A 22,296-nucleotide genomic window follows, 5' to 3' on the forward strand; every position below is an offset into this window, starting at 1 on the left:
AAATCAGTCTTCCGCGTCGCCCAGCCCGCGGGCAGCCAGCGCTTCGCCGGTCTGGCGGGCGAAGGCCACGGTGGTGATGAAGACGGGCAGCACGAGGGCACGCGGGTTCCGCTCGAGCCCGCGGGCCCGGGCGGAATCCCTGACGTCTGCAAAGGCGCCGGCGATATACGGGATGCTGCGGAGCATGATGGCGATGGTCAGCGCAAAACGTTCAGGGTCCGCGCCGAAGCGGCGGAACGGCGTGGCCAGCGAAACCACGCCGTCCAGGATCCGCTGCATGGGCGTGGTGGCCGTCAGCAGGGATGCCGCCACCACGCAGACCAGAATGTTCAGGACAATCCGGGCGGCTGTTGGCGCACCCAGCTGCCACCACTGGAACAGGCCGATGACCACCAGCACCACGGCAACAGGACGGACAGCACTTACGAGCCGCCCGGCTCCGGCGCCGGTCAGGAGAAACAGCACGCCGAGGGCGGCCAGGACCGCGGCGGAGACCAGCCAGTCGACCACCAGGAAGGACACCAGGCCGCAGCCCACCACCAGCAGGAATTTCAGTGCCAGCGGCGTCCGGTGGATGACGGAATTCCCCGGGACGTAGTCGGCCAGCAGGAAGCCGTGCCCCCTCACGGCGCGGCCAGGCCGTTGGTGACCAGCGCCCGGTATGCGTCCACAGCCGCGGCAGGGCCGCCGTCGAACATCACGCGTCCGGCCTCCACCACGAGCACGCGGTCCATCTCCAGGGCGAGGTCGAGGTCGTGTGTGGACATCACGATCTGCTGGTCGAGGCCGGACAGGGTGCGGCGCAGGAGTTCCCGGTTCCGGAGGTCCAGGAGGGTTGACGGTTCGTCCAGCACCAGCACAGCTGGGTTCACGGCCAGTACAGCGGCGAGGGCCATCAGCTGGCGTTCGCCGCCGGAGAGTTCGTAGATGCTTTGGTCCGCGAGCGGCAGCAGGCCGAGGCGCTCCAGGGCCGCTTCGGCCAGCCGGCGCCGCTCAGCCCCGTGGCGGACCGGGCGGCGGAGCGAAAGCTCCACGTCTTCGCGCCCCGTGGGCATCACCAGCTGCGACAAGGGATCCGTGAAGACGAACCCCACCTGCCTGCGGACCGCACGCACGGCACGGACGGTGTCGGCGCCGTCCACCAACACGGTGCCGGAAGTTGGCTGGACCAGGCCGTTAATCATTCGCAGCAGCGTGGACTTGCCGGACCCGTTGGCCCCGATCACGCCGATGCGCTGTTCGGTCAGCTCAAGCGTGACGTCCTGGAGCAGGGACTTGGGTTCCGGGCGGTTGTCAACGGCGACGGCCACGGCGGCCTGCCGGAAAGAAATGGTTGCCATGGCGGGACTAGTTGTTGATCCGCTTCACCCGGCGGACCAGGACGTCGGGGAATGCCCGGTGCAGAGCCACGGCGATCACCGCGGCGAGGATGTTCTTAATCACGTCACCGGGGTAGAAGATCAGGTCTGCGAGGAAGGCTTCACCCAGTGACGCTTTGGTGTTCAGTGCGATCCCGGCAACTCCGAGAGTGTGCACGATAGCGATGCTGGTGACCATCGCCGACGCGAAGAACCACAGCGCCCGGGCACGTGTTGTCCGCCGGATCACCACGGTGGCGAGCCAGCCTACAACGGCTGCTGCGACGGGGAAAGCAATGATGTAGCCAGCCGACGGTCCGGCCAGGATGCCCAGGCCGCTGCGGCCCTGGCTGAAGATCGGCAGGCCGGCCAGGCCCAGGAGAGTGTACAGGCCGACGGCGGCGAAACCCCGGCCCGGGCCCAGCATCAGTCCGGTGAGCATCACCGCAAGAGTCTGGAAAGTGATGGGGATGCCGAACACGTTCGCCGCGATGCCGGGCACCATGGCGGAGCCGGCCACGAGTGCCGCAAAGACGGCGATCAGGCCGAGATCGGTAGCGTTCCAGCGGTTCCGGAGGCGGGAAGCGCTGCCTTTGACGGCAGTGTCAGTCTGGCTCATGGGGTGTTCCTGTCGTGGTTGTACAAGCGAAGCATGGGGTGATTCTGACGTTACCGGCCGCCGTCGGACGCCATTTTGTAGGGGACCTACTAAGCGGGCCGCCCGGGACTGACGGCAGGGCACAAACGCTGAGCCAACGCACGACGGCGGTGCAGCGGTTATGGGGTCAAGCTGTGGCCGGTAGACTTGGAAAGGCCGTTCTGTCGGCCATTCTGCCGGCTGCTTCCAGACATCACCCGTTGAGCTGCGGCGTTTCCCTGTTGTGAAAGGCCTTACCTGCTGTGATTACTGTCCAGGATCTTGAACTGCGCGCCGGCGCCCGGCTCCTCATGGACCAGGTGAGCTTCCGCATCGACAAGGGCGACAAGATCGGCCTCGTCGGCCGTAACGGCGCAGGCAAGACTACCCTGACCCGCGTGCTCGCGGGCGAAGGCCAGCCCGCCGGCGGCAAGGTGACCCGCAGCGGCGAGATCGGCTACCTGCCGCAGGATCCCCGGACCCCGGACATGGAACAGCTGGCCCGCGACCGCATCCTCTCCGCCCGCGGCCTGGACATCGCCGTCAACAACCTCAAGAAGACCCATGAGGACATGGCCAGCGAGGACACCGAGATCCAGCGCAAGGCGATGAACCGCTATGACCGGCTGGAATCCGAATTCCTGGCCGCCGGCGGATACGCGGCCGAGGCCGAGGCCGCCGCGATCTGCTCCAACCTGGCCCTCCCGGACCGGCTGCTGAACCAGCCGCTCAAGACCCTGTCCGGCGGCCAGCGCCGTCGTGTGGAACTCGCCCGGATCCTGTACTCGGACGCCGAAACCATGCTCCTCGATGAGCCCACCAACCACCTCGACGCGGATTCCATCACCTGGCTCCGCGAGTTCCTGAAGAACCACCAGGGCGGCCTGATCGTGATCAGCCACGACACCGAGCTGCTCGAAGCCACCGTCAACAAAGTGTTCCTGCTGGATCCCAACCGCGCCAAGATCGACTTCTACAACATGAACTGGAAGCGCTACCTCCAGCAGCGCGAAACGGACGAGCGCGCCCGCAAGCGTGAGCGCGCCAACGCCGAAAAGAAGGCCCAGGTCCTCATCGACCAGGCCAACAAGATGCGCGCCAAGGCCACCAAAGCTGTCGCAGCACAGAACATGGCCAAGCGTGCCGAACGTCTCCTGGGCGGCCTCGAAGCCGTCCGTGCGACCGACCGCGTGGCAGCCCTGCGCTTCCCGGATCCGTCACCCTGCGGCAAGACCCCGCTAACCGCGGACGGACTCAGCAAGTCCTACGGCTCACTGGAGATCTTCACCGATGTGGACCTGGCCATCGACCGCGGCTCCAAGGTGGTTATCCTGGGCCTCAACGGCGCCGGCAAGACCACGCTCCTGCGGATGCTTGCCGGCGTCGACAAGCCGGACACCGGCGAGGTCGTGGCGGGCCACGGCCTGAAGGTGGGCTACTACGCCCAGGAGCACGAGACGCTCGACGTGGACCGCACCGTCCTCCAGAACATGCGCTCCTCCGCCCCGGACATGAACGACGCCGAGGTCCGCAACATCCTGGGCTCGTTCCTGTTCTCCGGAGACGATGTCGACAAGCCCGCCGGTGTGCTCTCCGGCGGCGAGAAGACCCGGCTGGCCCTTGCCACCATCGTGGCCTCAAGCGCGAACGTGCTGCTCCTTGACGAGCCCACTAACAACCTCGACCCGGCCAGCCGCGCCGAAATCCTCGGGGCCCTGAGCAACTACACCGGCGCCGTCGTCCTCGTAAGCCACGATGAAGGTGCCGTCGAAGCGCTGAACCCCGAGCGCGTCGTTCTGCTGCCTGACGGCATCGAGGACCACTGGAACGAAGACTACCTGGACCTGATTACGCTGGCTTAGTCCTGTCGGCGTCGGCCTCACATATCGCTTAGCACCGCACTGGATTTGCCGCGTGCTCGCTCGTTCCTCGCTTAGACGCACGCTACACAAATCCACCGCGTGGCTGCGCTGACGGTCCACTCACCTTTGCGGAGCTAGCGGACTGTTAGTTCTTCGGCGTTGGTGATCCGCAGCAGGTCTTCGTAGGTGATGCTGAACATTGAGTTGTGGTCTCCGGCTCCGGCCCAGAGGAGTTTGTGGGCTTTGAGGGAGTTGTCCAGGAGTGTCCTGATCTTTTCGGGGTGGCCTATCGGGGCTACTCCGCCTACTTCCTGGCCTGTGTGGTGCAGGACGAAGGTGGCGGCGGCCCGGCGGATCTTTCCTGTTCCCAGCTGCACCGCCACGAGCTTCGTGTCCACCTTGGCGGCACCACTGGCCAGGATCAGGAGCGGGGCGCCGTCCACGTCGAAGATCAGGCTGTTGGTGATGGCCGCGACATCGCAGCCGAGCGCCTCAGCCGCGGCAGCCGCCGTCGGGACCTTGGTGTCGAAGATCCGCACTGTGTCCTGGACACCAGCCGCGGTCAGGGCGCTTTTCACATTCGCCACCGGGGCGGCAACTTCCACACTGCGCATGCGTCAGTAGCCCTGCGCGTCCAGGAGGGCGTCTTCCTCTTCCTCGGCGGTCGCCTTCTTACGCTTGCGGGCAACAGGCGGACGACGGCGGGCTGCCGCAGCGGCGGAGTGGACGGTACTGCCCGAATCCGTCCAGCCTTCTTCGCCCTCTGCGGCATCTTCGGCGTCGATCGCGGCGTTCCTGGCTTGCTGCCGCGCGGCGTACCCGAAGCCCACGAACATCAGCACGCCGAAGGCGAACCACTGCAACGAGTAGGAGAGGTGCGTACCTTCTTCGGTGGCCGGCTTCGGGAACGGGAACGGCATGTCAGCGGGGGCGGGAGATTCAGACGCCAGCTGCCCGTAAGCGCCGGTGAGTACGGGATAGCCCAGTTGCTCCGAGTAAGTGGGGAGATCGATGGATGCGAGCTGGCCGTCGGGGGCGCCGCGGTCCAACTGCGGCTCGCCGTGCTTGAGGCGGACGACGGCGGTCACGGGTCCGGCGGGAGGCGCCGGGATGGAATCGGGACTGCCCGGGTTCTTGTTGCCGATGGGCAGCCAGCCGCGGTCGATCACCACGGTTTCACCGGTCTCCAGCCTGAACGGGACAACCACCTCATACCCGGGCTGCCCGTTCAGTGGACGGTTGCGGACAATCCGCTGGCCGTCGGGATCATACGTGCCCTGGAGTTCCACTTGGGTCCATTCCTTCGACGGGTCCAGGGCGGAGAACTCGTCCCTCGCCTCGTCGAAGGAGATGGGTGTGGCGGAATAGTTGGTGACCACGCGGTTGATCTCCGCGAGGGTCTCTGCGCGACGGTCCATCTGCCAGCGGCCGAGGAAGACGCAGGCAGCGGCAAAGATGGCGGCAAGCAGGAGGTATCCCAGCCACTTGCTGGAAAAGAGGAAGCGGTACATTCAGCCGTCCTGCCCTACCGGCGCCCGGCCGGTGTCCTGCCCCGAATCCAGGACCAGGGTTTCCTTCCAGAGCCCGCGGGTCTGGAGGTAATCTTCCAGCCAGTCACGGTGGTCATCGCAGGCAAGCCAGGTCTTGCGGCGTTCCGGCGTATGGATTTTGGGGTTGTTCCAGAGCAATTGCCAGGAAGCTTCCGAGCGGCAGGCCTTGCGGGAGCACATGGCCGCCATAGCCGGCGGGGGACCAGCGGTCCCTGCAGCCAGGTCAAAAATGTTCATGAGGCGCGCCGTTCCTGTCCTTGCGTGGGTTCGTCGTCGTCATCAATGAGCTCGCCCTGGATGACCGCGGACGTGGAGTCGTCCTGTTCCAGCGGCCAATACGGGCGTTCGAGCTCGGCAAGCGGAGCCGAGTCCAGCAGCGAGTCGCTGTGGACCTCCGCCTTATCGCTCCCGTTCGCGATCACCACAGCGATCCAGGGGAGGAAGACGGCGCCGGCCACCATCACGAGCTTGAACCAGCCGTCCACCACAAAAATGAGGATGAGGCAGACCATGCGGATTCCCATGGCCAGCGCGTACTTGATCATGCGCTGGCGCATGTCCTCCGAGTGGGCGGCCGCCGCGTCCGTAATGCTGTGGACCCCTGAATCCCCAGAGAACCTTTCGGGATCTCCGGGCACAGACTGTCCAGCATGGTTTTCAAGGGTCACGGCTGATTGATCACGCTCCAAAGGCTTGCCTCAATTCTCTCACCATCGTCAGTGGCGCCCAAACGCGGGCTAAGATCGGAGGCAGCAAAATCACACCCCCTTACAACCGCGGCTGCACATGCCGCAGAATCCCGGAGCGTTTTATGTCTGAAGCAGCTACAGCGGCCCGCAGCGTCCTGATCACCGGTGGAAACCGCGGCATCGGCCTGGCCATCGCGCAGGCTTTTGTGGCCAACGGCGACAAGGTGGCCGTGACTTACCGGAGCGCGTCGGAGCTGCCGGCCGGGATTCTGGGCGTGAAGGCCGATGTGACTGACGAGGCCTCTGTGGATGCTGCCTTCGCCGAGGTGGAAGCTGCCCACGGTCCCGTTGAAGTCCTGGTGGCAAACGCGGGAATCACCAAGGACACCCTCCTGATGCGCATGAGTGAAGATGACTTCACGTCCGTGATCGACACCAACCTCACCGGCGCTTTCCGCGTCATCAAGCGCGCCTCGAAGGGCATGATCCGCATGCGCAAGGGCCGCGTGGTCCTCATTTCCTCGGTCTCCGGCCTTTATGGCGCGCCGGGACAGATCAACTACTCGGCCTCCAAGGCCGGTCTGGTGGGCATTGCCCGGTCCCTGACCCGAGAGCTCGGTTCACGCGGGATCACGGCAAACGTTGTGGCTCCCGGATTCATCAACACCGACATGACAGCAGAACTGCCCGAAGCCACGCAGAAGGGCTACCTTTCCAGCATTCCTGCCGGCCGGTTTGCCGAGGCAACGGAAGTGGCGAACGTGGTCCGTTGGATCTCCAGTGACGAGGCGGCCTACATTTCAGGTGCCGTCATTCCCGTTGACGGCGGCCTTGGCATGGGCCACTGACCACCGAACCCTGACCAAGCTTCCGCTCAGGCGGCGGCGTCGAAGGCTTCCCTGAGCCAGGCGGCGACCTCGGCGTCGACGTCCCCAGGCGCGCGCAGTTCCAGATGGTGCATCCACACGCCGTGGGACGGATGGACCACTTCCTTGAATCGGGGTGACTCATCCCGCCGGGAGAGTGCGATGGAGAGAACCGCCGGCACTCCGGTTGTGAGGTGCCGGCGTGGATTCCAGACGTATGCGAAGCCGCGCCTGTTCCGGAAGGCCACCTGGCTGGTAGTGGTGCGCACGGTCGCCGGCACGGCGTTCATGATGGCGTCGTGGACGGCCTGGCAGAGTTGAAGGCCGGCAGGGGAGTTGCTGAAGACCTCGCCCGGTGTGGACGCAGTGCCAGTGCTGCCCGTCATGGGGGGAGCATACGCCGCCGGGAGGCTTCGCGGAACTAGCGCGAACCGTCTTCTTTGTGGGGGTCACACAAGCGAATGCGGTGCAGGCGCTGGCATGATGGACTTCAGACTTCAAGCGATTTAGACGTTTCAAACAAAGGAGCCCATATGGGACTGCTGGACAACAAAACCGCCATTGTGACCGGATCCTCACGGGGAATCGGCGCTGAAGTGGCCAAGAACCTCGCTGCCGAGGGCGCCGCCGTCGTAGTTAATTACCGCCAGAAGGCGCCGCGCGCCAACAGGGTGGTCGCGGGAATTGAAGCTGCCGGCGGACGCGCCACCGCAGTGGGCGCGGACCTCACCACCCAGGAAGGCGTGCAGGCCCTGGCCAGCGCTGCCATGGAGAACTTCGGCTCGCTGGACGTCCTGGTGCTCAACGCTTCCGGCGGCATGGAGTCCGGCATGGCAGACGACTACGCCCTGAAGCTGAACCGCGACGCCCAGGTCAACATGCTCAACGCCGCCGTGCCCCTGATGAAGGAAGGCTCACGCGTGGTCTTCGTGACCAGCCACCAGGCCCACTTCATCAACTCCGTGCCCACCATGCCCGAATACGAGCCCGTGGCCCGCAGCAAGCGTGCCGGCGAAGACGCCCTGCGTGAGCTCCTTCCGAACCTGGCTGAGAAGGGCATCTCGCTGGTGGTGGTGTCCGGCGACATGATCGAAGGAACCGTCACAGCGACGCTTCTGGACCGCTCGAACCCGGGCGCCATCGAAGCCCGCCGCGCCGAGGCCGGAAAGCTCTATTCCGTGGAGGAGTTCGCTGAGGTTGTGGCCAGCATGGCGACCGCGGACGTCGAATCCGGCCACACGGAGTACGCCGGCGGCTCCGACTACTTCGGCAAGGGCGCCGAGTAGCGGTTCCGGGCATCCCGCGAGGGCCGTAGTTGCCCGCGCCAAAACCCCATCACCACGACGAGCTCCGGGCAGTACTCCTGCCCGGAGCTTTTGTCTGTCGCGAATCCTCCGGTACCTCGGCTGCGTTGTCTATGAGGGCAACGCCGCCTAGGGTTTATGGATGGCACAGCAACCAGAGGTGACAGGCCGTAGCTATCCGGCAGGTGTTCCGTGCTGGGTGGACACCGAGCAGCCCGACGTGGAGGCCGCCATGCACTTCTACGGCGGAATCTTCGGGTGGGAATTCAAGGATACGGCCCCGTCCGGCGGCACCGGCAGGTACGTCATAGCCACCCTTGACGGCCAGGATGCCGGCGCCATCACGGGCCCCGGAACCGGTGCCGCCACGTGGAACACCTACGTCTCCGTCGACGAAGCAGATGCTGCCGCGCGCCACTTGCTCTCCGTCGGCGCAACACTGAAATCGGCCCCTGCCGATGCGGGTTCGGGAGGCGTGCAGGCAGTACTGGCAGATCCCGAAGGCGCCGAGTTCCGCATATGGCAGGCCCGCGAGCGGCTCGGTGCCCAGGCCGTCAACCTTCCCGGCGGATGGAACTTCAGTGATCTCCACACCACAGACCCCGAGGCAGCAGTCGCTTTCTACACGAAGGCCTTCGGCTGGCAGTTCGACAACCTGGACTTCGGAATCATGATCCGCCGCCCCGGATACGGTGATCACCTTGAGGCCACCGTGGACCCCAACATCAGGGCTCGCCAGTCGGGCGACCTCGTGCCCCGCGGCTTCGAGGATGCTGTTGCCTGGCTTGCCTCCGCGGCGCCGGGTGAGCGTCCGCAGTGGCACGTGACGTTTACTGTCGCAGACCGGGACCGTACGGCCGAGGATGCGGAGCGCCTCGGCGCCGACATCCTGGGGCAGGACGATACCGAGTGGACGCGCACCGTCCTGATCCGGGATCCCGGCGGAGCCGTATTCACTGCGAGCCAGTACACGCCGCCCGCGGGCTGAGCGGACCAGGCTGAGCGGACCAGGTTGGTGGACCCGGTTGGTGGACCCGGCCGTGGGACGGAGCCTGCGGCTCAGACGCCGGCGATGTGGCGCACGGCGTCGAGGTACGGCATGTTGATCGCAGAGTCCGCAACTGCCCGGACCGCAGGCTTGGCATTGAACGCCACTCCCATCCCGGCGGCACCGAGCATGTCCAGGTCGTTGGCGCCGTCGCCCACGGCAATGGTGTGTTCCATCGCGATTCCTTCTGCGGCCGCCCACTCGCGCAGGTACTTTTCCTTCGCCGCACGGTCGATGACGGCACCGAGCACCTTGCCGGTCAGGGCCCCGTCCACAATCTCAAGTTCGTTCGCCAGCCAGTAGTCCAGGCCCAGATCCTCAGCGATGGGCCCCAGGATCTGGTTGAACCCGCCGGACACCACGGCCACCACGTGGCCTGCAGCCTTGAACGCCGCAACCAGCTCAGCCGCACCTTCGCTCAGCTTCACTTCCGCCCGGACGGAATCGACGACGGTGGCCGGCAGCCCTGCGAGCACGGCCACCCGCGCGTGGAGGCTCTGCGCGAAGTCCAGTTCACCGCGCATCGCCGCTTCGGTGACGGCCGCCACCTCCTCCCGCTTGCCCGCATAGGCCGCCAGGAGCTCGATGACTTCCTGCTGGATCAGCGTCGAATCAACGTCCATGATCAACAGCTTGCGCGGAGCCGCACGAAGGCCAGCGGGAACGATCGCGGTGTCCAGGCCATCCTGCGCCGCCTCGGCCACCGCCCGGCGGAGGGCCGAAATGCCGGCGTCCGTGCCATCCGCGACGGCGACCTCGGCAGTGTGGACCTCAAACCGGCTGTCCCCGCCCCTTGATTCGGACTGGAGCGTGGCGCCACTGCCCGTCAGGGCGGAGCGCAGCTTGTCGAGCCCGGAGGCAGTCAGTTTTGGGCCATAGCTGACCGCAGTCACGTTCGAAGTCATGGCTGCAATCTTAGCCAGCGGGGGAGAACCGCCCGAATTGATTGCGCCACGTTGATGGCGAACCTGTGGGCCAGCCAGCAGACGGGCCGTGCCCGGGACTGTGACGGGCGTCGCTGTCCACGTTTTCAGTTATCAGTCCGTCCCTGTTTTGTCCTAGTGTCTACTCCTATGAGTGATGTTCTTGAATTGGCCGCCGTCAGCGTTGTCCGTGGGTCTAAGACGCTCCTGAACAAGGTGGACTGGCAGGTCAAGGAGGGCGAGCGCTGGGTCATCCTGGGACCCAACGGCGCAGGCAAGACCACTCTCCTGCAGATTGCTGCGGCCCGTCTTCACCCCACTAGCGGCATAGCCGGCGTCCTGGAGGAAATCCTCGGCTCCGTGGACGTGTTTGAACTCCGGCCCCGCATCGGCCTGTCCTCCGCCGCACTGGCCAGCCAGATTCCCGGGCACGAAACGGTCCTCAACGTAGTCGTCACCGCGGCGTACGGCGTGACGGGGCGGTGGCGTGAGGGCTATGAGAGGGCTGACGAACGCCGGGCTTTCAGGCTGCTGAATGATTGGGGCATGGGGCCGTTCCTGAACAGGGCTTTCGCGTCCCTGTCCGAGGGTGAGCGCAAGCGCGTCCAGATTGCCCGTGCCCTGATGACCGATCCGGAACTCCTCCTGCTGGACGAACCTGCCGCCGGCCTGGACCTGGGTGGGCGCGAGGACCTGGTGCACCGCCTCACCGAACTGGCCCGTGATGACGCCGCTCCGGCCATCGTCCTGGTCACCCACCACCTCGAAGAAGTGCCGCCTGGCTTCACCCACGCGATGTTGCTCCGTGAGTCCAACGTGGTGGCGGCCGGACCCCTCGAGGGTGTGCTCACGGCGGAGCACCTCAGCAAGACCTTCGGCGTGGAACTCGACGTCACCGTCAACGCCGGCCGCTACACCGCCACCGCCCGCCGCTAGGCCGCGGCGCCGCCAACCTTGGATCTTCTCAGCAGCATCTTTGTGTTTTTTGCCGGCCTGTGGGCCGGCACCATCAACGCCGTTGTAGGCTCCGGCACACTGGTCACCTTCCCGGTCCTGATCGCCCTCGGCGTCACTCCGGTGGTCGCTTCCATGAGCAACGCGATGGGCCTTGTGGCCGGCACCGCAGCGGGCGCGTGGGGCTACCGCCGCGAGCTCAAGGGCCGCGGCCTGCAGCTGCTGAAGCTCCTCCCGGCGTCGCTGCTGGGCGGCATCACCGGAGCCTGGCTGCTGCTGCACCTGCCGGAGAAGGTCTTCCACTACGTCGCACCGGTCCTCCTGGTCCTTGCCCTCCTGATGGTGGTGTTCCAGCCGCGGCTGCAGGCCTGGGTCCGCAACCGCGAGGAAAACCCCGAGCACGCCATCAAGGACAAACGCCATGGCATCCTCCTGATCGTGCTGGTGTACCTCGCCGGCGTCTACGGGGGCTACTTCGTGGCCGCCCAAGGGATCCTCCTGGTCGGCATTCTGGGCGTGTTCCTCACCGGCACCATCCAGAACGCCAATGCCATGAAGAACATCCTGGTCCTCGGCGTGAACCTCGTGGCCGCAGTGTCCTACCTGCTCTTCGCGTTTGACCGGATCAACTGGCTGGTGGTGCTCCTGATTGCCGTGAGCTCCACGATCGGCGGCCTCCTGGGATCCAAGGTGGGACGGAAGCTGTCCCCGGCTCTGCTGCGGACTGTCATCTTTGCCCTCGGCCTGATGGCGCTGGGCTTTATGATCGCCAACCTGATGGAATAATCAGCCGGTGACAATCCACTACCTTCAATCTGCCGAGGATCCCCGTGTCTCCGACTACACGCAGCTGACGGACGTTCACCTGCGGAAGCTCCGTGAACCGGCTGAAGGAATGTACATCGCCGAATCCTCACGGGTCCTGCGCCGGGCGTTGGCGGCAGGCCACCGGCCAAGGTCGTTCTTTCTGGCGGAGAAATGGCTGGCTGACCTGCAGGATGTCCTCAGTGCCTACCCCGACGTTCCCGCCTTTATTGGCTGCGCTGCCCTGCTCGAAGAGATCACCGGGTTCCACCTCCACCGCGGCGCCATGGCAGCCATGCAACGGCCGGAACCGGTGCCCCTCCACGACTTGCTGGCAGGTGCGCGCCGGGTCGCGGTCCTGGAGGACATCGTGGACCACACCAACGTGGGTGCCATCTTCCGGTCGGCCGCGGCCCTGGACATCGATGCCGTGCTGATTTCGCCGCGCTGCGGCGATCCGCTCTACCGCCGCAGCGTCCGTGTCAGCATGGGAACGGTCTTCCAGGTGCCCTGGGCGCGGCTGGAGTCCTGGCCGCAGGACCTGTCGCTGCTCAAGGAAACCGGCTTCACCGTGGCCGCGTTGGAACTCACCGGGGACGCCGTGGACGTGGACGCGCTTGCCGCACGCCATCCGGACCGGCTGGCCCTGGTGCTCGGCACCGAGGGCGCCGGCATGAGCGCCGAGACGCTCGCCGCCGTCGACCTCGCCGTGAAAATCCCTATGCGCGCCGGCGTGGACTCCCTCAACGTGGCGGCGGCCTCGGCCGTGGCGTTCTGGGAACTCCGGCCACGCGGTTCGCAGGGTCCGCGCTGATCAGCTATTATTAACAGCTGGCTGTCCTGCGCTTTCTGTCTTGCGGCAGTGAAGCAGACACCAGCCATCCCATTCATACCTGGCAGCTGGCAAAATCCAGTTGTGCGAACAAAGGCCCCATTATGAAGTCTGATATCCACCCGAAGTACGAAGCTGTTGTTTTCAACGACCTGGCTTCCGGCGTCAAGTTCCTGACCAAGTCCACCGTGTCTTCCAAGAAGACCATCGAGTGGGAAGACGGAAACACCTACCCGGTCATTGACGTCGAAATCTCCTCCGAGTCCCACCCGTTCTACACGGGCAAGCAGCGCATCATGGACTCTGCAGGCCGCGTCGAGCGCTTCAACGCTCGCTTCAAGGGCTTCGGCGGCGCGAAGTAATTCACTTCACCCCCCAAGGTTCTTTGGAAAGCCCGCACCGGCAACGGTGCGGGCTTTTTGCGTCCGGCGTTTTGTCGTTTCGGGGAGCCTCTATCGTGGGGCAGGATGGATGTCATGACTGCCTCGCCGTTTGCCGCTGAAGACCGCCCCCGCAGCCACCACGGTGAGTACAAAGTCCCGGGCGGCAAACTTGTGGTGGTGGATTTCGACCTTGTGGACGGCGTCCTCGCAGACGTCTCCCTCAGCGGCGACTTTTTCCTCGAACCTGACGAGGCGCTGCCTGCCATCAACCGGGCGCTGACAGGACTTCCGGAAAGCACGACGGCGGCGGAGCTGTCCGAGGCCGTCACCGCTTCGCTGTCGCCCGGCGCTGTCCTGTTCGGCTTTTCTGCCGACGCCGTGGCCGTCACCGTTCGCCGCGCGCTGGCGAAGGCCACGTCCTGGACTGACCACCACTGGAACATCATCGCTCCCACAGTGCTGTCCACGCATATCAACGTCGCCTTGGACGAAGTGCTGACCGAAGAGGTGGGCGCCGGCCGTCGCCACCCCACCCTGCGGTTCTGGGACTGGGAAGAACCGTCCGTGGTGATCGGTAGCTTCCAGTCCGTCCGGAACGAGCTGGATCCCGACGGCGTCGCCCGGCACGGCATGACCGTGGTCCGCCGGATCAGCGGCGGCGGAGCCATGTTCATGGAGGCCGGCAACTGCATCACGTACTCCCTGTACCTGCCGCAGACGCTCGTGGACGGGATCAGCTTCGCGGACTCCTACACATTCCTCGACGCCTGGGTGATGGCCGCCCTCGAGAAGATCGGGGTGACCGCGTTTTACGTGCCCCTGAACGACATCGCCACGGACCAGGGCAAGATCGGCGGCGCCGCCCAGAAACGCCTGGCCAACGGCGGCATGCTGCACCACGTCACCATGAGCTACGATATCGACGCCGACAAGATGGTCGAGGTGCTGCGCATTGGTAAGGAGAAGCTCTCGGACAAGGGGACACGCAGCGCCAAGAAGCGGGTTGATCCGCTGCGCCGGCAGACCGGGCTGGCCCGCACGGAGATCATCGCGGCCATGATGGAAGTGTTCACCGAGAGGTACGCCGCCACCCCCTCCGAACTCACTGCCGCCGAGCTCACTGCCGCCCGGGACCGGGTGACCACCAAGTTCGGCGCCGAGGATTGGCTGCACCGGGTCCCGTAAGAGCCTTGCCCGGTGATCTACAGAGCCTGTGCGTTGAGCGCCCTCAGAAGGTGGCTCCGCTGCTCCACAATGATCCGGCGCAGCGCCCGCGGCGCGTCCGAGTTGGCCGTCAGCCAGGCATCTGTGCGGAGCACCACGGCGTGCTCCGCAGGCAAGGTCCCCGCCGGCAGATCCTGTGCCAGGGGATAGAGCCCCCGGACGATCCGGCTGGCGATTTCAATGCTCCTGTTGTCCCAGACACCGCGGAGGCACTCAAAGTACGGCTCCACATAGGGTTCCAGCAGGGCAGCGGAGGCGGTGGCAAATCCAACGATGGTGGCGCTGAGCAGCTGGTTCGACAGCTCGGTCCCCTCCACGGCAGAGTGCCAGGCGGCGGCCTTCACACCACGCTCCGGACGGGCGGCGAGGGCTGTGGCGTGGCCCGCCCGGCCCGAGGCGGTGGTGTCGCGTTCGAGTTCTGCGTCCAGGTCTTCGGGGGTTGCCTGCCCATTGGCCGCCAGAGCGTGCCAGAAGCTCCAGCGCAGCTCGGCGTCCACGGCCAGGCCGTCCACCACCACCGTGCCGTCCAGAAGGCACCTGAGCCGGGGGAGGAGGGCAGCGTCATGACGGCTGGCGGCGGCGAGCGTCCGCGCCCAGGCCAGCTGGTGGTCCGAGCCCGGCGCTGCCTTACCCAGCTGGGCGTCGGCAGCCGCCAGGAAGGCGCCGCGCACCGCGTCGCGTTGGGCCAAGGGGGTGTAGCGTTCGACGGCGGTGGCGGCGTTCTCCAGGATGTTCAGCAGCACGCCGACTCCCGTTTCGGACGGGCCGAACGACGTCACGGCCTCCACGTAGCGGGAGGCCGGGCTTTCCCCGTCGCGGGCGGAGTTCCACAGCGCGGTCCAGCAGAGGGCGCGGGCCATCGGATCGGTGATGCGGTCCAGGGATGCCAAAACTGTTTCCCCGGACACCGGGTCCAGCCGGACTTTTGCGTAGGTCAGGTCATCATCATTGACGAGCAGGAGGGCGGGCCGCGGCTGCCCGGCCAACTCCGGGACCTCTGTCCGCGCTCCGGCAACGTCCGTTTCGATACTTCTGGTGCGGACCAGGGCGCCGTCGGCATCGAAGTTGTACGAGCCCACGCGCAGACGGTGCGGCCGCAGTTCCTCCCGTCCGGTAACGGGGTCCACCGCAGCCTGGACGATCGTTACTGCACCGACGACGCCGTCGTGCGTGTCCGTCTCCAGCGACATCGTGGAGATGCCGGAGGTCTGCAGCCAGGCGGCAGCCCAGCCGGCAAGGTCGCGGCCGGAAGCAGCGCTGAGGGCCTCCAGCAGGTCCGCCAGGGTGGTGTTTCCGTAGGCGTGATCGCGGAAGTACTGCCGTGAGCCGGCGATGAAAGCATCGAACCCAACGTACGCCACAAGCTGCTTGAGTACGGACGCACCCTTGGCGTAGGTGATGCCGTCAAAATTCTGTTTGGCGGCCTCAAGGTCAGGAATGTCGGCAACGATCGGGTGGGTGGTGGGCAGCTGGTCCTGGACGTAGGCCCACGCTTTGCGCTTGTTGGCGAAGTTCACCCAGGCTGTCTCCCAGTCCGTGGCACGGTCCACACCGAGGGTACCCATGTAGTCCGCAAAGGACTCCTTCAGCCACAGGTCGTCCCACCACTGCATCGTGACCAGGTCGCCGAACCACATGTGCGCCATCTCGTGCATCAGCGTGTTCGCCCGGGCCTGGTACTGCGCGTCGGTGGCGCGGGACGTGAACACATAGCTTTCCGTGAACGTGACCAGCCCCGGGTTTTCCATCGCGCCCAGGTTGTATTCGGGCACAAAAGCCTGGTCGTATTTGCCCCAGGGGTACGGGTATTCGAACAGCCGGTTGAAGAAGTCCAGCCCGTTTTTGGTCAGCCGGAAGAGCTCCGCGGCATCGAACGATTCCGCCATGGAAGCCCGGCAGTACAGCGCCAGCGGAACCTCCAGCGGCGTGCCGTCGTCGAGCCTGGTGCTCCAGTGGTCCTCGGCTTTGAAGTAGGGCCCGGCAAGGACTGTGGTGATGTAGGTGGACATGGGGCGTGTGGTGGCGAAGTCCCAGCGACTGGTGTCCGGATCACTGGTCAGCTGACTGCGGGCCGCTTCCACCCCGTTGGAGGCCACCTCCCAGCCGGACGGTGCCATGACGTGGAATGTGTACTCGGCCTTGAGGTCAGGCTGCTCAAAGTTCGCGAACACTCGCCGGGCGTCGGCGGGCTCATACTGCGTGTAGAGGTAGCACTGGCCGTCAGCCGGATCCACAAAGCGGTGCATGCCCTCGCCGGACCGGCTGTACAGCGCAGTGCCGGTGACGGTGACCTCGTTCTCTGCCTGCAGGTTGTCCAGGCGGATCCGGGAACCCTCCACCACGTCGGCCACGGGCAGCGCTTTGCCGTTGAGGAACACGCTGTGGACTTCGCCGGCGATGAAATCCAGAAACGTGGACGCCACCTGCCCCTGGCGCGGCACAGCGGCGGAGAAGTGGATAACGCTGCGGCTCATGTAGCCCGCCACGTCCGGGTCCGCTGCCTGCCGCACATCCAGGGAGACGTCGTAACTGTGGGTGCTGATCAGGGCTGACCGTTGAGCGGCTTCATCGCGCTGCAGATTCTCATGTGACACTCAGCTATCTAATCACGGGATCCAGGCGTGCCGGTCACCATCCGGCCGCTCCGGCTGCCAGCCTAGGCCGTCATCAGCAGGGCCGCTGCCAGGCCCAGCAGCGCGATCAGCAGCCAGGCCGCCAGCGCCGCGAGCAGCGCCCTCGCTCCGGTGTGCAGGAGCGTACGGATCCGCACGGCCGACCCGAGCCCGAAGAGCGCCGCTCCCAGGAGAATGTCCTGCAGCCCCGCGCCGGCGTCGAGCCAGCCGTCCGAGAGCCAGTCCGTGGACCGAAGCGCCACCATGGCCACAAACCCCACCACGAACAGGGGCACCAGCGGCGGCAGCGCATGTTGTCCTGACGTACTTATGCGGTGGTGCACGCCCGCCACGGCCACCACCGGTGCCAGGAGCAGCACTCGGGTGAGCTTAACGACGACGGCGATGCCCAGTGCTGCGGTGCCGGCGGTCTGCGCCGTGGCCACCACCTGGCCGACGTCGTGCACCGACGCACCCGTCCAGGCGCCGAAAGCGAGGGGGCTCAACTGCAGGGGATGCATCAGCAGCGGCAGAATGCCGATCGCCAGCGTGCCGCACAGTGTCACCAGCGCCACCGGCAGGACAGTATCCGCATGCCGGATCCGCCGCACGGCCGCCATGGCACCGATGGCGGACGCCCCGCAGATCGAAAAGCCGGTTGCCACCAGCAGCGCGGTCTCACGCGGCAGCCGGAACAGCCGCATCAGCAGGTAGGTGCCGCCGAAACTCAGCAGCACCACGCCCGTTATCAGGACCATTGCCAGCCAGCCGAGGCCCAGGATGTCCATGATGCTCACCTTGAGGCCCAGCAGGACGATGCCGCCCCGCATCAGGTGCTTGCCCGCGAAGTCCAGGCCCGGACGCGCCCGTCCGGCGATCCACACCGCCGTGCCGGGCAGGTTCGCGGCGAGCAGGCCCAGCGCCACCGCGACGGTCATGGCGGGCAGTGCCGGCACAACAGCATGAACAGCGAAGGCCACGGCCAGCGCGGGGGTGGCCGTCAGGAGGCCGGGCAGGAGCCTGCCGGAACGAATCTTCAGTCCACGAAGCCTGGCGCGCAGTCCGCTGCGGCTGTTCCCGCCGTCTCCGAAGCTCCCGGAATTAGTTGTCTCTGGCACTCACTAACCTTGCCGGATAGGACACGGATTCAACGAACCGCCGTTGCCTCCCTGCAACACGCCACAATGGATGGCAGTAATGATTTCGAAACAAAAAGATGGTTGGCTAAAGGACATGTCAGACCTATTTCAGGATTACTCCGAGGCCGCCGAACGTACCGGCGCCTACGACGAGATGTTCGCCCCCGGCCAGGAAGCACGCGAGTCGTACGGCCAGGTGGCCGATGCCCTTAGCAAGCTATCCCTCGCTGACGTCAGCGCCCGGGCGGACTCCATGGCACGGACCTTCCTGGACCGCGGTGTGACGTTTGACTTCGCGGGGGAGGAGCGGCCTTTTCCGCTCGACATCGTCCCGCGCGTTATCCCCGCCGATGAGTGGACCGTGCTGGAAAAGGGCGTGGCGCAGCGCGTCCGGGCCTTGGAAGCCTTCCTCAACGATGTCTACGACAAAATGAATGTGGTGGCGGACGGCGTCATCCCGCGCCAGCTCGTCACCACCAGCGCCCACTTCCACCGCCAGGTGCACGGCTTCGAGCCGGCCGGCGGAGTCCGCGTGCACATCTCCGGCATCGATGTGGTGCGCGACGCCGCAGGCACCTTCCGCGTCCTGGAAGACAATGTGCGGGTGCCGTCCGGCGTCAGCTACGTCCTGGAAAACCGGCGGGCCATGGCCAAGGGCCTGCCCGAAGCGTTTGGCCAGCAGCTCATCCGGCCGGTCGAAGAGTACCCCCGCCGGCTGCTGTCCGCGCTGCGCAAAACGGCGCCCGCCGGCGTCGACGATCCCACGGTTGTGGTGCTGACCCCCGGCGTCTTTAACAGCGCCTACTTCGAACACACCCTGCTGGCCGGCCTGATGGGCGTGGAGCTCGTCGAAGGCCGCGACCTCATCTGCCGCGGCAACCGCGTCTACATGCGCACCACGGCCGGTGAGCAGCGCGTGGACGTGATCTACAAACGCATCGATGACGAGTTCCTGGACCCCCTGCAGTTCCGCTCGGATTCCATGCTCGGCTGCCCGGGGCTGGTCAACGCCGCCCGGGCCGGCGGCGTGACCATCGCCAACGCCGTGGGCAACGGCGTGGCCGACGACAAACTTGTCTACAGCTACGTTCCGGACCTCATCCGCTACTACCTCAGCGAGGAGCCCGTCATCGCGAACGTGGATACGTTCCGGCTGGAGGAGAAAGACTCCCGGGAGTATGTCCTGGACAACCTGGCTGAGCTTGTGGTGAAGCCCGTGGACGGCTCCGGCGGCAAAGGCCTGGTCATCGGGCCGGACGCCTCCAACGACGAACTTGAGGCCCTGCGCAAGCGGGTCGTCGCTGACCCTCGGGGCTGGATCGCGCAGCCCGTGCTGCAGCTTTCCACCGTGCCCACGCTCGGCGGGGACAAGTTCGGCCCGCGGCACGTGGACCTGCGCCCCTTCGCTGTCAACGACGGCGACGACGTCTGGGTACTCCCCGGCGGACTCACCAGGGTGGCGCTCAAGGAAGGCTCCCTCATTGTGAACTCCAGCCAGGGCGGCGGCTCCAAGGACACCTGGGTGCTGGCAGACTCACCCCAGGTGCCGGTGGAAACTGTTCCCCGGCCCACCATTTCCATCCGCGAGCGGGTATCCGTCTGGCCAGTGGAGAGCAACTGGCGCGACCGCCAGTCGGAGCAGCAGCAGTGAGCCGGGCCATCGAACCGGCACAATTGTTCACGGGGTCATCCCCACAGATTTCGGACGCGCAGGAGGTCACCGCGAATGCTTAGCCGTATTGCTGAGTCCCTATTTTGGATCGGACGCTATGTGGAGCGGGCCGACGGCACCGCCCGCATCCTGGACGTGCACCTGGAACGCCTGAACCACCTGCCCATGGACGAACGCCGCAGGGTGGCCCAGGAGCTGCTCGCAGTCATGGGTGCCCGGCCGCAGAGCGAAGACTTCGGCCTGCCCGAACTCCTCCACGCCCTGGCATACGACAAAACCAGCGCAACGTCCATCGCCGGGTCGCTGGGCGCGGCCCGCGAAAACGCACGGCGTGCCCGCGAGACCGTATCCTCGGGCCTCTGGGAAAGCCTCAACACCACCTACTACGGGCTGAGCCAGCACCGCAAGGACGTGGTGGGGACGTACCGCTTCTGCAACTGGACGCTGGAACGGACCGCCATGGTCAGCGGCCTGGCCGACACCACCGTGAGCCATGATGAAAGCTGGCTGTTCCTGGTGTTGGGCCGGTCCCTGGAGCGCGCCGACATGACCGCGCGGATGCTCTCCACCCGGGATGTCCTCTCTGCCGGCATGTCCTGGGTCAACATGCTGCGCTGCGCGGGGGCTTATGAGTCGTTCCTGCGGACCCGCCGGGCCGCCTTCGGGGACCAGCACGCCGCCGAGTTCCTCCTGCTCGACCGGCTGTTCCCGCGGTCCATCGTCTATGCCCTGCGGGACGCCGATGAGTGCCTCGCGAAGCTGGACCCATCGGCACAGCGCGTGGGCTTCATCAACGACGCCCGCAGGATCGTGGGCCAGGCCCGCACGTTCCTTGAGTTCCACCGGACGGACGATCTGATGTCCGAACTGCCCGAGCACATGGAACGCGTGCAGAAGGCCGTCTCGCAGGCCTCGGACGCCATTTCCCGTAAATACTTCAATCAGGCAGACGAACTCGCCTGGGTGGGAGAAGTTTCATGACCCGGCTGAGCATCATCCACACCACGGCCTACAAGTACAACAAGCGCGTCACGCTGTCCTACAACGAGGCACGCATGACGCCCCTGACCGATCCCCAGCAGGTTGTCCTTGAATCCGTGCTCAAGGTCTCGCCGTCGCAAGCGTCCGTGAGCAACTACCGGGACTACTGGGGAACACGAGTCACCGCCTTCGACATGCAGATGCCGCACGACCACCTTGAGGTCGTTTCCAACATCACCGTCGAAGTGCACCGGGCGGAAAAAATCCCCGCGGACGCTGACATCGCCGGCTGGGACGTCCTGTCATCGAAGGAGTCGCTGAACAATTTCAGCGACTGGCTGCCGCAGTCGCAGCTGAGCGGTCCCGGCGCCGAGGTACTGGGCATCATTCCACGTGTCGTGGAGGGCAAGAACTCGCACGAGGCCGCCATGGCCATATTCGATTGGATGCGCGGCGAGATGACCTACATGTCCGGTTCCACCGCGGTCACCACCAACGCAGAGGAAGCGTGGGGCCAGCGGCAGGGCGTCTGCCAGGACCTCGCGCACCTCGCCATAGGCGCGCTGCGCAGCTGCGGCATTCCCGCCCGCTACGTGTCCGGTTACCTGCACCCGCGGTCGACGGCGGCCATCGGCGAGACGGTCGCCGGCCAGTCACATGCGTGGCTGGAGTTCTGGGACGGCGAGTGGCGCAGCTGGGATCCTACGAACCACAAGCCGGCAGGGGACTACCATGTCACCGTCGCCAGGGGCCGGGACTACCGGGACGTACCACCGCTGAAGGGCATCCTGTCCGGCGGCGGCGGATCGGCGCTCAGCGTGAGCGTGGAAATCACCCGCCTCGCTTAGGCAGCCGGGGCGTTTCCTCGTCCTGCCCAGGGTCCGGCCCAGGACTACTCCGGGGCTGCCTTGGCCGCTCCGCTGAGCTGGGTCCACCAGGTCATGGGTGCGGTGACTTTAAACCGGCGCCCGGTCACTGTTCCCGGGCTCACCCGGACAAAGGTGTCTTTCTTCCCGGCCTGCCATGGGAAGAGGTACAGGGCTGCGGAGTCCAGGATGCCTTCGGTTCCTGTGATGACCTTTGCCGGTCCCTTGACCACCACGCTCCAGGCCAGGCCACTGACGGCATCCACACCGTCGGCCTCCAACGCCACAGCGGCACCTCCCGAGGCGGCGGCCAGCTTGGTTCCAGCGCCGGTGCGGAACACTAATGTTCCGCCGTCCACCGTGTAGTTGATGGGGAAGATGTCAGGCTGGCCGTCCACCAGGACGGCCAGCCTGCCTACCGAAACCGTCCGCAACAGGGACCAGCATTCGTGGTGTTCCAGGTTCTGGACCTGGGACGTTGACTCGCCGGAGTTGGACTCTCTGGACGTTGACTTGTTGGACGCTGGGTCGCCGGACATTGGTTCACCGGACATTGGCTCGCTGCTCATGCCGCCGAGCCTACGCCCAACAC

Annotated in this window: 24 protein-coding genes; 12 read left to right on the forward strand and 12 right to left on the reverse strand. The window is 65.9% G+C overall.

What is annotated here, in order from left to right; translation table 11 throughout:
* Positions 1–3: 3 nt before the first annotated feature.
* The 3 genes from NIBR502772_RS13475 to NIBR502772_RS13485 are packed head-to-tail and all read right to left on the reverse strand — an operon-like array spanning position 4 to position 1,977.
* Positions 4–627 (reverse strand): energy-coupling factor transporter transmembrane protein EcfT, encoded by a 624-nt coding sequence (locus NIBR502772_RS13475; protein ID WP_141140590.1) that lies wholly within the window; start codon positions 625–627, stop codon positions 4–6.
* Positions 624–1,340, reverse strand: coding sequence for an energy-coupling factor ABC transporter ATP-binding protein (locus NIBR502772_RS13480; RefSeq protein WP_141140591.1), 717 nt, complete (start codon positions 1,338–1,340; stop codon positions 624–626). Before NIBR502772_RS13480 ends, NIBR502772_RS13475 begins: the two co-directional genes overlap by 4 nt.
* Before the next feature lie 7 nt (positions 1,341–1,347).
* On the reverse strand, positions 1,348–1,977 hold the full coding sequence (locus NIBR502772_RS13485; protein ID WP_141140592.1) for a biotin transporter BioY: 630 nt from the start codon (positions 1,975–1,977) through the stop codon (positions 1,348–1,350).
* A 281-nt stretch (positions 1,978–2,258) separates the two neighbouring features.
* Between NIBR502772_RS13485 and NIBR502772_RS13490 the strand changes: the two genes are divergently transcribed.
* Positions 2,259–3,857 (forward strand): ABC-F family ATP-binding cassette domain-containing protein, encoded by a 1,599-nt coding sequence (locus NIBR502772_RS13490; protein WP_104061449.1) that lies wholly within the window; start codon positions 2,259–2,261, stop codon positions 3,855–3,857.
* A 134-nt stretch (positions 3,858–3,991) separates the two neighbouring features.
* Here NIBR502772_RS13490 and NIBR502772_RS13495 read toward each other — a convergent pair whose 3' ends face one another.
* Genes NIBR502772_RS13495 through NIBR502772_RS13510 form a run of 4 tightly spaced genes read right to left on the reverse strand, consistent with a single transcriptional unit; the run spans position 3,992 to position 6,075 of the window.
* Complete coding sequence (locus tag NIBR502772_RS13495; RefSeq protein ID WP_141140593.1) at positions 3,992–4,471, reverse strand: YbaK/EbsC family protein; 480 nt, start codon at positions 4,469–4,471, stop codon at positions 3,992–3,994.
* 3 nt (positions 4,472–4,474) lie between these two features.
* A complete protein-coding gene (locus tag NIBR502772_RS13500; RefSeq protein ID WP_141140594.1) occupies positions 4,475–5,368 on the reverse strand; it encodes an SURF1 family protein in 894 nt (297 codons plus the stop codon).
* Complete coding sequence (locus NIBR502772_RS13505; protein ID WP_058932504.1) at positions 5,369–5,644, reverse strand: hypothetical protein; 276 nt, start codon at positions 5,642–5,644, stop codon at positions 5,369–5,371. It abuts the gene before it with no gap.
* A complete protein-coding gene (locus tag NIBR502772_RS13510) occupies positions 5,641–6,075 on the reverse strand; it encodes a DUF3099 domain-containing protein (protein WP_210412297.1) in 435 nt (144 codons plus the stop codon). Before NIBR502772_RS13510 ends, NIBR502772_RS13505 begins: the two co-directional genes overlap by 4 nt.
* A gap of 143 nt (positions 6,076–6,218) precedes the next feature.
* Between NIBR502772_RS13510 and fabG the strand changes: the two genes are divergently transcribed.
* Positions 6,219–6,944, forward strand: a complete 726-nt coding sequence (fabG, locus tag NIBR502772_RS13515; RefSeq protein WP_104061453.1) for a 3-oxoacyl-ACP reductase FabG — start codon at positions 6,219–6,221, stop codon at positions 6,942–6,944.
* Between the two features lie 26 nt (positions 6,945–6,970).
* Here the strand turns inward: fabG and NIBR502772_RS13520 are convergent, their stop codons facing one another.
* Positions 6,971–7,348: a DUF5655 domain-containing protein gene (locus NIBR502772_RS13520; protein WP_141140596.1), complete on the reverse strand. Its 378-nt coding sequence runs from the start codon at positions 7,346–7,348 to the stop codon at positions 6,971–6,973.
* A gap of 147 nt (positions 7,349–7,495) precedes the next feature.
* Here NIBR502772_RS13520 and NIBR502772_RS13525 point away from each other — a divergent pair, with 147 nt between their 5' ends.
* Both NIBR502772_RS13525 and NIBR502772_RS13530 read left to right on the forward strand, forming a co-directional pair.
* Complete coding sequence (locus NIBR502772_RS13525) at positions 7,496–8,248, forward strand: SDR family oxidoreductase (RefSeq protein WP_141140597.1); 753 nt, start codon at positions 7,496–7,498, stop codon at positions 8,246–8,248.
* A 160-nt stretch (positions 8,249–8,408) separates the two neighbouring features.
* The gene (locus tag NIBR502772_RS13530; RefSeq protein ID WP_246848522.1) at positions 8,409–9,254 is read left to right on the forward strand and encodes a VOC family protein; all 846 of its coding nucleotides are present in this window, start codon (positions 8,409–8,411) and stop codon (positions 9,252–9,254) included.
* Between the two features lie 71 nt (positions 9,255–9,325).
* On the opposite strand, the gene serB is transcribed toward NIBR502772_RS13530, so the two are convergent.
* Positions 9,326–10,219, reverse strand: a complete 894-nt coding sequence (gene serB, locus NIBR502772_RS13535) for a phosphoserine phosphatase SerB (RefSeq protein WP_141140598.1) — start codon at positions 10,217–10,219, stop codon at positions 9,326–9,328.
* 168 nt (positions 10,220–10,387) lie between these two features.
* On the opposite strand from serB, the gene NIBR502772_RS13540 reads away from it, so the two are divergent.
* From NIBR502772_RS13540 to NIBR502772_RS13560, 5 genes are all read left to right on the forward strand, one after another.
* Positions 10,388–11,173 (forward strand): ABC transporter ATP-binding protein, encoded by a 786-nt coding sequence (locus NIBR502772_RS13540; RefSeq protein ID WP_141140599.1) that lies wholly within the window; start codon positions 10,388–10,390, stop codon positions 11,171–11,173.
* Between the two features lie 18 nt (positions 11,174–11,191).
* Positions 11,192–11,977 (forward strand): sulfite exporter TauE/SafE family protein, encoded by a 786-nt coding sequence (locus NIBR502772_RS13545; RefSeq protein WP_141140600.1) that lies wholly within the window; start codon positions 11,192–11,194, stop codon positions 11,975–11,977.
* 7 nt (positions 11,978–11,984) lie between these two features.
* Positions 11,985–12,809, forward strand: coding sequence for an RNA methyltransferase (locus NIBR502772_RS13550; protein WP_141140601.1), 825 nt, complete (start codon positions 11,985–11,987; stop codon positions 12,807–12,809).
* Between the two features lie 122 nt (positions 12,810–12,931).
* Positions 12,932–13,189: a type B 50S ribosomal protein L31 gene (locus tag NIBR502772_RS13555; RefSeq protein WP_056339888.1), complete on the forward strand. Its 258-nt coding sequence runs from the start codon at positions 12,932–12,934 to the stop codon at positions 13,187–13,189.
* 114 nt (positions 13,190–13,303) lie between these two features.
* A complete protein-coding gene (locus tag NIBR502772_RS13560) occupies positions 13,304–14,395 on the forward strand; it encodes a biotin/lipoate A/B protein ligase family protein (protein ID WP_141140602.1) in 1,092 nt (363 codons plus the stop codon).
* Positions 14,396–14,412: 17 nt separating this feature from the next.
* Here NIBR502772_RS13560 and pepN read toward each other — a convergent pair whose 3' ends face one another.
* Together pepN and NIBR502772_RS13570 are read right to left on the reverse strand one after the other, a co-directional pair.
* Entirely contained in the window at positions 14,413–17,028 is a 2,616-nt protein-coding gene (gene pepN / locus NIBR502772_RS13565; RefSeq protein ID WP_141140603.1) for an aminopeptidase N, read from the reverse strand.
* A gap of 62 nt (positions 17,029–17,090) precedes the next feature.
* Complete coding sequence (locus NIBR502772_RS13570) at positions 17,091–18,164, reverse strand: YeiH family protein (protein WP_210412298.1); 1,074 nt, start codon at positions 18,162–18,164, stop codon at positions 17,091–17,093.
* Positions 18,165–18,279: 115 nt separating this feature from the next.
* Between NIBR502772_RS13570 and NIBR502772_RS13575 the strand changes: the two genes are divergently transcribed.
* The 3 genes from NIBR502772_RS13575 (at position 18,280) to NIBR502772_RS13585 (ending at position 21,686) form a co-directional block, all read left to right on the forward strand.
* Positions 18,280–19,836, forward strand: coding sequence for a circularly permuted type 2 ATP-grasp protein (locus NIBR502772_RS13575; RefSeq protein ID WP_141140604.1), 1,557 nt, complete (start codon positions 18,280–18,282; stop codon positions 19,834–19,836).
* A 75-nt stretch (positions 19,837–19,911) separates the two neighbouring features.
* Positions 19,912–20,838, forward strand: a complete 927-nt coding sequence (locus NIBR502772_RS13580) for an alpha-E domain-containing protein (protein WP_056339904.1) — start codon at positions 19,912–19,914, stop codon at positions 20,836–20,838.
* Positions 20,835–21,686, forward strand: a complete 852-nt coding sequence (locus NIBR502772_RS13585; protein ID WP_141140605.1) for a transglutaminase family protein — start codon at positions 20,835–20,837, stop codon at positions 21,684–21,686. Before NIBR502772_RS13580 ends, NIBR502772_RS13585 begins: the two co-directional genes overlap by 4 nt.
* Before the next feature lie 44 nt (positions 21,687–21,730).
* Here NIBR502772_RS13585 and NIBR502772_RS13590 read toward each other — a convergent pair whose 3' ends face one another.
* Positions 21,731–22,243, reverse strand: a complete 513-nt coding sequence (locus NIBR502772_RS13590) for a pyridoxamine 5'-phosphate oxidase family protein (protein WP_141142077.1) — start codon at positions 22,241–22,243, stop codon at positions 21,731–21,733.
* Positions 22,244–22,296: the final 53 nt, after the last annotated feature.

Origin of the sequence: Pseudarthrobacter sp. NIBRBAC000502772 (genome assembly GCF_006517235.1) — a bacterium.
Lineage (GTDB): Bacteria > Actinomycetota > Actinomycetes > Actinomycetales > Micrococcaceae > Arthrobacter.